The organism is Micromonospora sp. DSM 43699, assembly GCF_055517075.1.
The window spans coordinates 37,341-49,138 of the sequence record NZ_JBTMMT010000022.1 but is presented as its reverse complement, the minus strand read 5'-3'; the positions used below and the strand labels follow the sequence as shown (position 1 = coordinate 49,138).

Annotated in this window: 11 protein-coding genes; 5 read left to right on the top strand and 6 right to left on the bottom strand. The window is 72.4% G+C overall.

All coding sequences use genetic code 11. From position 1 onward, the window contains the following. Positions 1–5 precede the first annotated feature (5 nt). Positions 6–911 (top strand): proline iminopeptidase-family hydrolase, encoded by a 906-nt coding sequence (locus AC0AIB_RS13945; protein ID WP_328348861.1) that lies wholly within the window; start codon positions 6–8, stop codon positions 909–911. A gap of 88 nt (positions 912–999) precedes the next feature. On the opposite strand, the gene AC0AIB_RS13940 is transcribed toward AC0AIB_RS13945, so the two are convergent. Then, entirely contained in the window at positions 1,000–1,443 is a 444-nt protein-coding gene (locus AC0AIB_RS13940; protein WP_328338429.1) for a winged helix-turn-helix transcriptional regulator, read from the bottom strand. A gap of 122 nt (positions 1,444–1,565) precedes the next feature. Here AC0AIB_RS13940 and AC0AIB_RS13935 point away from each other — a divergent pair, with 122 nt between their 5' ends. Further along, positions 1,566–2,432 (top strand): aldo/keto reductase family oxidoreductase, encoded by an 867-nt coding sequence (locus AC0AIB_RS13935; protein WP_328338427.1) that lies wholly within the window; start codon positions 1,566–1,568, stop codon positions 2,430–2,432. 84 nt (positions 2,433–2,516) lie between these two features. On the opposite strand, the gene AC0AIB_RS13930 is transcribed toward AC0AIB_RS13935, so the two are convergent. Next, positions 2,517–2,771, bottom strand: a complete 255-nt coding sequence (locus AC0AIB_RS13930; RefSeq protein ID WP_328338425.1) for an acyl carrier protein — start codon at positions 2,769–2,771, stop codon at positions 2,517–2,519. Between the two features lie 158 nt (positions 2,772–2,929). Here AC0AIB_RS13930 and AC0AIB_RS13925 point away from each other — a divergent pair, with 158 nt between their 5' ends. Next, a complete protein-coding gene (locus AC0AIB_RS13925; RefSeq protein WP_465096793.1) occupies positions 2,930–4,525 on the top strand; it encodes a D-alanine--poly(phosphoribitol) ligase in 1,596 nt (531 codons plus the stop codon). A gap of 285 nt (positions 4,526–4,810) precedes the next feature. Here the strand turns inward: AC0AIB_RS13925 and AC0AIB_RS13920 are convergent, their stop codons facing one another. The 4 genes from AC0AIB_RS13920 to AC0AIB_RS13905 form a co-directional block, all read right to left on the bottom strand. After that, on the bottom strand, positions 4,811–6,355 hold the full coding sequence (locus tag AC0AIB_RS13920; RefSeq protein WP_465096792.1) for an AMP-binding protein: 1,545 nt from the start codon (positions 6,353–6,355) through the stop codon (positions 4,811–4,813). 25 nt (positions 6,356–6,380) lie between these two features. Next, positions 6,381–7,310, bottom strand: a complete 930-nt coding sequence (locus AC0AIB_RS13915) for an ACP S-malonyltransferase (protein ID WP_328338419.1) — start codon at positions 7,308–7,310, stop codon at positions 6,381–6,383. A 67-nt stretch (positions 7,311–7,377) separates the two neighbouring features. Continuing rightward, the gene (locus AC0AIB_RS13910; protein WP_328338417.1) at positions 7,378–8,634 is read right to left on the bottom strand and encodes a pyridoxal phosphate-dependent aminotransferase; all 1,257 of its coding nucleotides are present in this window, start codon (positions 8,632–8,634) and stop codon (positions 7,378–7,380) included. A gap of 29 nt (positions 8,635–8,663) precedes the next feature. Beyond that, positions 8,664–10,010 (bottom strand): KamA family radical SAM protein, encoded by a 1,347-nt coding sequence (locus tag AC0AIB_RS13905; RefSeq protein WP_328338415.1) that lies wholly within the window; start codon positions 10,008–10,010, stop codon positions 8,664–8,666. Between the two features lie 357 nt (positions 10,011–10,367). On the opposite strand from AC0AIB_RS13905, the gene AC0AIB_RS13900 reads away from it, so the two are divergent. Further along, entirely contained in the window at positions 10,368–11,555 is a 1,188-nt protein-coding gene (locus AC0AIB_RS13900) for a cytochrome P450 (protein ID WP_328338413.1), read from the top strand. Then, entirely contained in the window at positions 11,552–11,788 is a 237-nt protein-coding gene (locus AC0AIB_RS13895) for a ferredoxin (RefSeq protein ID WP_328338411.1), read from the top strand. The genes AC0AIB_RS13900 and AC0AIB_RS13895 overlap by 4 nt, the downstream gene beginning before the upstream one ends. Positions 11,789–11,798 lie beyond the last annotated feature (10 nt).

Here is an 11,798-nt window from a genome sequence, read left to right as displayed (position 1 = left end):
CGGGAGTGGACGACATGGCACTGGCACCGACCGCCAAGGGCACCGTCGAGTTCGGCGAGCACCGGACCTGGTACCGGGTGACCGGCGAGCTGCACGACGGCCGGCCGCCGCTGGTGGTGCTGCACGGTGGTCCCGGCAGCACCCACGACTACCTGCTCAACCTGGCCGAGCTGAGCCGGTCCGGCCGGCCGGTGGTGCACTACGACCAGCTCGGCAACGGCGGCTCCACCCACCTGCCGGGCCGGGGCGCCGACTTCTGGACCGTGGAGCTGTTCCTCGCCGAACTGGACAACCTGCTGCGCCGGCTCGGCATCGCCGAGGAGTACGTGCTGCTGGGGCAGTCCTGGGGCGGGGTGCTGGCGGCGGCGCACGCGGTACAACGGCCCGCCGGGCTGCGCGGCCTGGTGATCGCCAACGCGCCCGCGTCGTACCCGCTGTGGCTGCCGGAGCTCGACGTGCTGCGGGCGGCGCTGCCCCCGGGCGTGGACGCGACGCTGCGCCGGCACGAGGCCGCCGGCACCACCGGCAGCCCCGCGTACACGGCGGCGATGATGGTCTTCTACCAGCGGCACGTGTGCCGGTGCAAGCCGCTGCCGCCGGAGCTGATGGCCTCGTTCATGGAGATCAACGGCGATCCGACCGTCTACCACGCGATGAACGGGCCGAGCGAGTTCCACATCATCGGCACGCTGCGCGACTACTCGCTCGTCGACCGGCTGCCGCAGATCGACGTGCCCACCCTGGTCGTCAGCGGCGAGCACGACGAGGTCACCCCGGCGGCGGTACGCCCCTTCCACGACCTGGTTCCCGGGGCCCACTGGGAGATCATCGAGGGGGCCAGCCACCTGCCCCACCTGGAGACCCCGGAGCGGTTCACCGAGCTGCTCACCCAGTTTCTCGACAAGCTCTGAGCCGCGCGGTCCCACACGGGCCGCGCCGACGCCCGCGCCGCCGGTCCAGGCGGGGCGGCGTCCCGGTTCGGATGGCGCGGTGTCCCGGTCAGGCGGCGCGGGCGTCGTAGGCCGCGCGGTGGGCGTGCACGTCGTCCAGGTGGGTCTCGGCCCAGGTCTTGAGGCCGCGCATCGTCTCGTGCAGGGAGAAGCCGAGGTCGGTCAGCTCGTAGCTGACGGTGACCGGCACCGTCGGCGTGACGGTGCGGCTGACCAGGCCGTCACGTTCCAGGGAGCGCAGCGTCTGGGTGAGCATCTTCTGGCTGACCCCGGCCAGCAGGCGGGACAGCTCCGAGTAGCGCATCGGCCGGGGAGTGCCGGCGCAGTCCGCGCCGAACCGGTGCGAGCCGTCGGTGCGCAGCGCGGCCAGCACCAGCGCGACCCACTTGTCGGAGATCCGGGCGAGCAGCTCCCGACTGGGACACTGCGCCATGAAGGCGTCGTACGCCACCGTCGTCTCCGCCCTGCGCTGGGCCGCCGTCCTCGTCGCCATCGGCCGTTCCTCCCGTGCCCGGTGCGTTACGCACCTTCAGGTGCCTACTTACCGGCAGAAAGCTACCTCGCGGATAGTGGTCGGGCAGCACTCCGTTCACCACGAAAGCCCGAGGTAACCGCATGCTCACCCGATCTCTGCCCGGCGGCACCTGGACGCTGGGCGACCTGACCGTCACCCGGTTCGGCTACGGCGCCATGCAGCTCGCCGGCCCCGGGGTGATGGGACCGCCCGCCGATCCCGACGGCGCGCTCGCCGTCCTGCGGGAGGTGGTCGCCCTCGGCATCACCCACATCGACACCAGCGACGCCTACGGACCGCACGTCACCAACCGGCTGATCCGGGCGGCCCTGCACCCGTACCCCGAGGGGTTGCACCTGGTGACCAAGGTCGGCGCGACCCGGGACGGGCAGGGCGGCTGGCCCCCGGCCCGGGAGCCGGCGCAACTGCGCCAGGCCGTGCACGAGAACCTGGAGAACCTCCGGGTGGAGACGCTCGACCTGGTCAACCTCCGGCTCGGCGACGCCACCGGACCCCGGCCCGGCCCGCTCGCCGAACCGTTCGAGGCGCTCGTCGCGCTCCAGCAGCAGGGCCTGATCCGGCACCTGGGGCTCAGCAACGTGACGGCCGACCAGGTCGCCGAGGCGCAGGCCATCGCCCCGATCGTCTGTGTGCAGAACCTCTACAACCTCGCGTACCGCCGGGACGACGCGCTGATCGACCGGCTCGCCGGGCAGGGGGTGGCCTACGTGCCGTACTTCCCGCTGGGTGGCTTCAGCCCCCTGCAGTCCGCGGCGCTCTCGGCCGTGGCCGCCCGGCGGGACGCCATGCCGATGGCGGTCGCCCTGGCCTGGCTGCTGCAACGGTCACCCAACATCCTGCTCATCCCCGGCACCTCGTCGGTGGCCCACCTGCGGGAGAACGTCGCCGGCGCGGGGCTCGTGCTCACCGCCACCGACCTGACCGAACTGGACGCGATCGGCGGTTGACCGCCGCTGCCCGGCCCGCCGGGCCGGGCACGGAAAGTGCCCGTGACCGACCCGGTCACGGGCACCTCGTCGTACGCCGGCTGCTCACACGGGAGCGGGAGCACCGCGCATGTCGTTCAGCACGCTCCACAGCGTGTGCGGGGTGGCGAACGTCTCCATCGACATCGCCTCGTCGACGAACCGCACGGCGTACTCGCTCTCCAGGGTGGCCAGCAGCTCGACCATGGCGAGGGAGTCCAGGCCCGAGTCGCGCAGGCTGGTGCCGGCCAGCAGGGGCTCCTCGGGGTCGAGGAAGGGCAGGTGCTGGCGCAGGATGGCCTCGAACCGTTGATCCCACATGTCCGCGATTCCTTCCGGTGCAGGGTGGGAAAACGCTAACAACGGCTGCCCTGCGGTGACGACCCGACAATCTTCCGGTCCCCGGCGGAGCCGGGTAAGGGATGGTTAGGGGGGTCGATGCGGGTGGGGGCGGCCGGGGTCGCCGCTACGCTCCGGCCATGAGTCGAGAGAACTTCGCGCGCACGCACGCCTCGGTGGAGACGTTGCACGAGTTCCTGTTGGCGGGCGCCCGGCTGACGCCCGACAAGCCGGCCGTCATCCAGGTCGTCGGCGGCGAGGTCGGCTCCATCTCATACCGTCAGCTTGCCCAGCGTGTGGACGGTTACGCCGCCGCCCTCGACGAACTCGGCCTGGACATCGGCGACCGGGTGATCCTGGAGTCGGACACCTCCCCGACCGCGATCGCCGTGTTCCTGGCCTGTTCCTCGCTGGGTCTGACCTTCATCCCGGTCAGCCCGGAGACGCCGGCCCAGCGGCTCGCGCTGATCGCCGAGAGCACCGCCGCGGCGCTGCACCTGCAACCCGTCGACGGACGCCGGGAGGGGGTACCCGCGCCGATGGGGACCGCCCGGTTCGGCCCGGACGGCATCCAGGTCGAGCGGACGCCCGCGCCGCGTACCCGGCACCGCCGGGAACTGGTGCCCACCGACCCGGCCTACATGATCTTCACGTCCGGCACCACCGGCCGCCCGAAGGGCGTGGTGATGAGCCACCGGGGGGTGCTCGCCTTCTTCCGGGGCATGCTGCGGCACGGCATCGTCTCCGCCGAGGACCGGGTCGCCACCACCTCGCCGCTGCAGTTCGACTTCTCGCTGCTCGACATCGGGCTGGCGCTGGGCAGCGGCGCGGCCGTGGTGCCGGTGCCCCGCGCGCTGCTGCGCTGGCCGCGCCGCTTCGTGCAGTTCCTCGCCGACAGCGGCGCCACCCAGGTCAACGGGGTCCCGTCGATCTGGCGGGGGGTGCTGCGGCACGAGTTCGCCGGGCTGGCCGCGCTCGGCGAGCAGATCCGCGGGGTGCTCTACTCCGGTGAGAACTTCCCCCTGCCGGAGATGCGCGAGCTGCAACGCGCCCTGCCGCACGCCCGGGTGGTCAACTGCTTCGGCAGCAGCGAGTCCATCGCCGCGTCGTTCACCGACGTGCCGAACCCGCTGCCCGACGACGTCGACCGGATCTCCATCGGGCACGCCCACCCGGGCGCGGAGATGCTGCTGATCGACGAGGACGGCCGGCCGGTCGACTCCCCGGGGGCCGTCGGGCAGATCCACCTGCGCAGCGCCGCCCTGTTCCACGGCTACTGGAACGACCCGGAGGCCACCGCCGCCGCGCTGGTCCCCGACCCGCTCAACCCGGCCACCGGTCAGGTCGTCTTCCGCACCGGAGACCTGGCGTACCGGGGCGAGGGCGGGGAGTTGTACTTCATCGGCCGGGTCGACTCTCTGGTCAAGGTCCGCGGCAACCGGGTCGAGCTGGGTGAGGTGGAGCGTCGGGTCCGGGACTTCCCGGGCATCGCCGGGGCCGCCGCGCTGATGCTGCCCCAGGAGGGCAAGGACCCGGTGCTCGCCGTGTTCGTGGTGCTCGACGAGGGCGTCACCGGCGTGGAGGAGATGGAACTGGGCGCGTTCTGCCTGGAGGCGCTGCCCGACTACATGGTGCCGCAACAGGTGCGGGTCCTCGACGAGCTGCCGGTCAACGCCAACGGCAAGGTCGACCGCCGCGCCCTCGCCGCCCGCGCCGGGCAACCCACGCAAGCCTGACCCCGCTGGGTCGGCCCCGCTGGGTCGGCTCCGCGAAGGGCTGGCCCCGCGCCCCGAAACGGCCCCTGGCCGGTCCCTTCAGGAGGGGGACCGGCCAGGGGTTCCGTCTGCTGACGCCGAGCCCCGCCCCGGGTTCTCGGGCGCACAGTTTCGTTGTTGTAGTGGCATCGGACCGTTCGGATACCACTACAACAACGAAACTGTGTCGATCATGGGGCTTCCGGCGCGGGGTTCCCGGGAGCGGGGTTCCGGCGCGGGGCTTCCGCGGTGGCCGGAGCGGGCTGGTCAGTGTTCGGCGGCCTCGCGGGCCAGCCGGGCGCGGTCCACCTTGCGGTTGGAGTTCAGCGGGAACTCCGGCAGGTGCCGGTACGAGCGCGGCAGCATGCCCTTCGGCAGGATCTTCCGCAGCTGCCGGGCCAGCTCCGCCGGGGCGGTCGGCTCCCCGGTGTAGAAGACCACCAGTTCGGTGCCGCCGGCTGCGGCGCGGGCCACGGTGACCGCGTCCTCGATGCCGGGGCAGTCGCGCAACGCGTGCTCGATCTCGGCCAGCTCCACCCGCCAGCCGTGCACCTGCACCTGGGAGTCCAACCGGCCCAGGTAGATCAGTTCCTTGTTCTCCAGCCGCCGGACCCGGTCGCCGGTGCGGTACCAGCGTCGGCCGTCGCGGACCAGGAACCGGCCCTGGTCGTCGGCCGGATCGAGGTAGCCGGGGGTGAGCTGCGGGCCGGTGATGCAGAGCTCGCCCTCCACCTCGCTGGCGGCGCCGTCGGCGTCGAGCAGCACCCCGTCGTGCCCGTCGTGCAGGGCGCCGATCGGGACCAGGCCGTTGACGCAGAGCCCCGGCGAGGTCTGCGGCGACCAGCGGTGCCCGGTGATGGTGACGGTCAGCTCGGTGGGGCCGTAGATGTTCTCCAGGGTCGACCCGGGGGCCGCCGCCTGCCAGTCCACCGCGTCGGCGGCGTGCAACGCCTCCCCGGCGAAGAAACTCCACCGCAGTGACGGCATCGCCGCCGCGGTCAGCCGGTCGGTCCGCCGGACCAGGGTGATCGCGCTGGGGGTGGAGAACCACACGGTCAGGCCCCGCTCGGCGACGAACTTCGGCACGTCCCGGTAGGCCACAGGCGGCACCGGATGCACGCTCGCCCCGGCACCCCAGGCGCAGAACAGGTCGAACATCGCGCAGTCGAAGTTCAGGTCGAACGACTGGGAGAACCGGTCGTCGGACCCGAAATCGTACCTGTCGTCCAGCACCGAGAAGTAGTGCCGCAGGTTGCCGTGGGTGATCGGCACCCCCTTGGGCCGCCCCGTCGAGCCGGAGGTGAACAGCACGTAGGCCACGTCGTCGGGGCCGGCGGGGCGGGGCGCGGCCAGCGGCGTCGCCGAGGCCACCGGCAGCCGCAGCCCGGCACCGCTGCCGCGCGGGTCGACCACCGGCGCGAACACCGGCACCCCGGCCACCGCGTCACCCATCTCCGCCCGGACCGCCAGCCCGGCGTCGTCGAGCAGCAGGACGGAGACCCCGCACGCGGTGAGCATTCCGGCGGTCCGCGCCGCCGGGAACTCAGGGTGCAGCGGCACGGCGGTCGCGCCGACGTACAGGGTGGCGAGCAGCCCGGCGTACGACTCCAGGGTCTTGCCGGCCAGGATGCCGACCACCCGGGGTGGCCCGTCCGGGCCGACGGCCAGCGCCCCCGCCCAGCGCAGCGCGGTGGCGTGCAGCTGCTCGTAGCTGACCGGGCCGGTGGGCAGGTGCAGGGCGGTGGCCCGGGGCGCGGCGGCCAGCCCCTGGAGGAACCGGCCGTGCAGGGCGTAGTCGGTGTGCTGGGTCATCTCGTCCTCCGTGCTCTGCCGGTGCTCAGGCGGCCACGGTGCGGCGGATCGGCCGCATCGCCCGTCGCGGGTCCACGATGGTGGTCCGGAAGTTGCGGACGGTGGCGCCGACCCGGCCCCACAACCGGTCCGGTCCGCAGACGTGCACCGTCTCCACCCCGGACCGTTGGAACGTGGCGACCACCTCCGGCCAGCGCACCGGAGTGACGATCCCGTCCAGCAGCATGGCCCGTACGCCGTCGGCGGTGGTGCGTACCGTGCCGTCCTGGTCGGCGACGACCGGGATCTGCGGGTCGGTGAAGTGCAGCGACCCGAACAGCTCCGCCTCCACCCGGTCGCGCAGCGGCTGGAACGCGGCGGCGTGCAGCGGCGGGTCCATCACGTACAGCGGCAGTCCACCGCCGGCCCGCAGCCGCTGCGTCAACCACTCGGTGCGCCGCTCGTGCAGGGTCACCATCCAGAAGTCGGTGTCCACGTAGCAGGAGATCTCGTACCACTCGCCGGCCTCGTCCAGCTCGGCCAGGATCTCCCGCAGCCGCTCGGCCGGGGTACGGACGAACGACATCGTCACCACCCCCCGCTGCTCGGCGGTGAAGTACTCCGTCTCGATCCGGGACAGCCGGGCGGTCATCCGGACCGCCTCGGCGAAGTCCAGCGCGCCGCTGAACACGGCGGCGGCCTTGCCACCGAAGCTGGGCCCGGCGATCAGGTCCGGACGCAGGTCCATGGTCCGCTCCGCCCAGCGGGCCAGCGCCACGCAGTTGACCAGGAAGGCGACCTGGGCGTACTCGGAGTAGTCGCTGTCGCTGTCCCGGTAGCTGGCGAACAGGTCGTACTCCAGGGCGTCGCTGGCGGCGGCGAGCAGTTCGCGGGCGTCCCGGTCGATGAGCATGAACTTCGCGACGTCGGCGAAGTCGCACGGACCCATCCCGGGAAAGACGATGGCGCTTGTCATCTGGGGCGTCCTTGTCGTCGGGGCAGACCGGCGCGGGCGCGGTCGGCGGGGGAGCCGGGCGGTGGGGTCACCGGGGGAGCTTGGCGAGGGCCTGCTCGATGCGGACCAGCGCGTCGGCGACGTGCGGCACGGCCAGCGGGTCGGCGGCGGTCTGGGTCTGCCGCTGCTGCTCGGGGGTGTCGCCGTAGAGCATGCTGGTCGCGGCGCGGAAGCGCAGCGCCTCCGGCCGGTCGCCGAAGTGGTGGCCGGAGAGCACCGCGACGCCCAGCTCCTCCAGCAGGTAGTGCTGCAACGTGGCACCGTCGGTGACGCCCTGCTCGGCCAGCGGTTCGCGCAGCGGCGCGAAGTCCGGGTAGACGTAGAACGCGCCGGTCGGCGGCCGGCAGGTGGCGCCCGCGTCCACCATGATCCGGTGCACCGCGCCGGCCACCGCGCCGTGCAGCGCGGCGTCCTCGGTCAGCCGCTCGCGGATCTCCGGCGGCTCGGCGAAGGCGTACCGGGCCACCGACTGCATCGGTCCGGCCAGGGTGGACCAGATCTCGCTGGCCACCGCGGCGACGTCGGCGCGGATCCGCCCGCCCCACCCGCCGACCGGGAACCGGGCGGCCCCGATCCGCCAGCCGCCGAGGGCCAGGTTCTTGCTCAACCCGGTGATCACCACGGTCCGCCGGGGAGCGATCTCGGCCGGGGAGAGCAGGTCGGTCCCCGGGGTGTGCAGGATGTCCCGGTAGATCTCGTCCGAGACGATCAGCAGGTCCTCCTCCTCGGCGATCGCGCACAGCTCCCGGACCAGCTCGTCCGGGGCGTGCGTGCCGGTCGGGTTGTCCGGCGAGGTGAGCACCAGGATGCGCGGGTCGTGACCGAGCACCCGGGCGGCGTGGATCGTCTCCCGCAGCGCCGTCGGGTCGGGCACCCCACCGCAGGAGTCCGGGATCGGCACCCCCAGCACGGTCTTGCCGGCCAACCGGGCCTGCGGGGCGTAGGTCACCCAGCTCGGGGCGGCGACCAGGGTGTCCCCGCCGACCACCAACTGCAGGGCCATCAGCAGCGGCTTGCTGCCCGGCGCGATGATCACCTGGTCAGCCTCGGTGGGCAGCCGACGGCGGGAGAAGTACCCGGCCACCGCGTCGCGGGTGGCCGGGTCACCGACCACCGGCCCGTACGCGTTGCGGTCGGCGCCCTCGGTCAGCGCCCGCGCCAGCGGCGGGAACACCGGCAGGCGGGACTCGCCGAAGCCCAGGTGCACGATGGACTCGCCGGCGGCGATCCGCTGCGCGACCAACTGGTCGAGCGCGAGGTTGGGCGAGATCTTCCGGCCGGCCATGGCCAGCTCCCTTCGGGGTGGGTACGTGTTCAGGCGGTGACGGCCACGCCGGGGCGGGCCGTGCTGGGGCTGACCGCGGCGAGGATGTCCGCCGGGGCGCTCGGATCGAGTTCCAGGTCGCTCAGCCAGGCCGCGTCGGCCGACCAGCGGGCCCGGAACGGTCGGCCGACCAGCCGCCGGTCGCGGGCCTGGATCAACCGGAGCTGGAAGAAGTCGCCGTCCGGGGTCCGCTCGACGCCGTCGACGAGCACCTTGCCGGGGGTCGCCGACATGACCGGCCCGCGCACCGTCCGGGCCAGGCCGGGCAGATCCTGGTACGCGGTGCGGAAGATGTCGGCGGCCCGGGTCAGCGGCACCTGGAAGTAGTCCCGGGGACCGGTGTCCCGCTCGACGAACATGTAGTAGGGCACCGCACCGACGGCCAGCTCGGCACGCCACATCTCGCTCCAGGCGCGGGCGTCGTCGTTGACGTACCGGATCAGCGGGGCCTGGCAGTAGACCACCGCCCCGGTCGACCGGATCCGGGCGATGGCCCGGGTGGCGACCTCGGTGGCCAGTTCCCGGGGGTGGCTGAAGTGCGCCATCACCGCGACGTTGCGGCCGGACGCGACCACCTGCGCGAACAGCCGCAGCAGGTCGTCGGCGTCGCTGTCGGAGACGAACCGGTACGGCCAGTAGGCGACCGCCTTGGTGCCGAACCGGATGGTGCGGACGGTGTCCACCTTCAGCAGCGGCTCCACGTGGCTGCGCAGCCGCTCCGTCGACATGATCATCGGATCGCCCCCGGTGACCAGCACGTCGGTCACCGCCGGGTGCCGGTGCAGGTAGGTCACCAACTGCTCCGGGCCGGGCGCGGCGAACCGCAGGTCGGCGTCCCCGACGAACTGCGCCCATCGGAAGCAGTAGGTGCAGTACGCGTGGCAGGTCTGCCCCTGCTGCGGGAAGTAGAGCACCGTCTCCCGGTACTTGTGCTGCATGCCCGGCAGCTCCTGGCCGTCCAGGCTCGGCACGTTGTGCTGCTGCTGCCCGGACGGGTGCGGGTTGAGCCCGGCCCGGATCCGGGCCACCTCACCGCGCAGCCCCTTGCGGTCGCCGGCGCGCAGCAGGTCGCCGACGATCCGCTCGTCGGCGGCGGCGAGCATGCCGTGCTGCGGGAACACCAACCGGAAGATCGGGTCGTCCGGGATGCGGTCCCAGTCGATCAGGTGCGACAGGACGTATTCGTTGACCCGGAACGGCAGCACCTGGGAAATGGTGCGGATCGCGTGCAGATTGTCGGCCGACAATCCGTACCGGGTCCCCAGCTCATCGATGTGGTGCGGCCCGAAGGAGTGGAACCGCCCCGGATCGGCGGTCGTGGAAACGAGCAGGGACATCAACCATCCTCCATGGGGGGTTGCGCCCACCGACGTGGCGTGACTCGATCACCGGTGCGCGCCCGCGAGAATCGCTCGACGGTCAACAGCGCGTTGTCTCGTCCACACGCTAGTGGTGGGCCGTCGACCCGAACCCCTAACGACACCCCAGAGCCGCCCCTTAGCGGGCCCGGTAGGGGGAGGCTAGGGGCGTCGCGGGGGTGTAGGTGGATTTCCTTTCCTGATTACGTATCCCTCGCCTGGTCCGGCCGGCGCCCGGCGTGTCGCCCGGATACGCCGTACCGCGCCGAGCGGCCGAACTGACATCGACGCCAGCGCCGGATCACGTGCGCCCGGTGCGACTTGAGGGAGTGTCCCGTGACGATCGATCAGGAGATCCGCAAGTATCCGTTCAGCGAGTCGCCCGGGATCGACATCGACCCGACGTACGGGTTGCTGCGCAGCACCGAGCCGCTGGCCCGGGTGCAGTTGCCGTACGGCGAGGTGTCCTGGCTCGCCACCCGGTACGAGGACGTCAAGACCGTGCTGACCGACCCGAGGTTCAGCCGGGCCGCGGCGCAGGGCCAGGACCAACCCCGGCTGCGCGAGGAGATGACCTACGAGGGCATCATCGGCCTCGACCCGCCGGACCACACCCGGCTGCGCAAGCTGGCCGGCAAGGCGCTTACCGCCCGCCGGGTCAACGGGATTCGCGAGGACGCGCAGCGGATCGCCAACGAGTACGTCGACGACATGATCGCCAAGGGCTCCCCCGGCGACCTGGTGGAGATGTTCGCGCTGCCCTTCCCGATCACGGTGATCTGCGAACTGCTCGGGGTGCCGTTCGAGGACCGGGCCCAGTTCCGGATCTGGACCGAGGGGCTGACCAGCACCAGCGAGCAGCTCATGAGCTACGTGGAGCAGCTCTTCGGCTACATGGGCAACCTGGTCGCCCAGCGCCGTGAGCAGCCCACCGACGACCTGCTCGGCGCGTTGGTCAAGGCCCGCGACGAGGGTGACCGGCTGACCGAGCAGGAACTGCTCTCCATCGCCGGGGTCGGGCTGCTGCTCACCGGGGTCGAGACGGTCTCCACGCACATCCCCAACTTCGTCTACGCGCTGCTGACCAGGCCGGAGCTGATGGCGCAGCTGCGCGCCGACCGGAGCCTGGTGCCGGCGGCCGTGGAGGAACTGCTGCGGATGATCCCGCTCAACCCGGCCGCGATGTTCCCCCGCTACGCGGTGGAGGACGTGGAGCTGAGCGGGATCACCGTCCGCGCCGGGGAGCCGGTGCTGGTCTCCCTGCCCGGGGCCAACCGGGACCCGGAGATCTTCGACGACCCGGAGGCCTTCGACTTCACCCGCGAGCAGAACCCGCACGTCGCGTTCGGTCACGGCCCGCACCACTGCCTCGGCGCGCAGCTCGCCCGGATGGAGCTCCAGGTGGCTCTGCACACCATCCTGGACCGGTTCCCCGAGCTGAGCCTGGCCGACGGCGACGCGGGCGTGGCGTGGAAGTCCGGCCTGCTGGTCCGGGGCCCGAACAAGCTGCTGGTGTCCTGGTGAGCGCGGTGGACACCGGTTGGACGGTCACCGTCGACCGGGAGGCCTGCATCGGCACCGGGGTCTGCGCCGGCGCGGCCCCCCGCCAGATCGAGATCCGGGACGGCAAGGCCTCCGCCCTGGCCCCCCGGACCTCGCCCGACGAGGCGGTCATCGACGCCGCCGACATGTGCCCGATGTCCGCGATCACGGTCCGCGACGCCGCCTCCGGCGCGCTGCTCGCGCCCGAGGAGTGAACCACCGCCC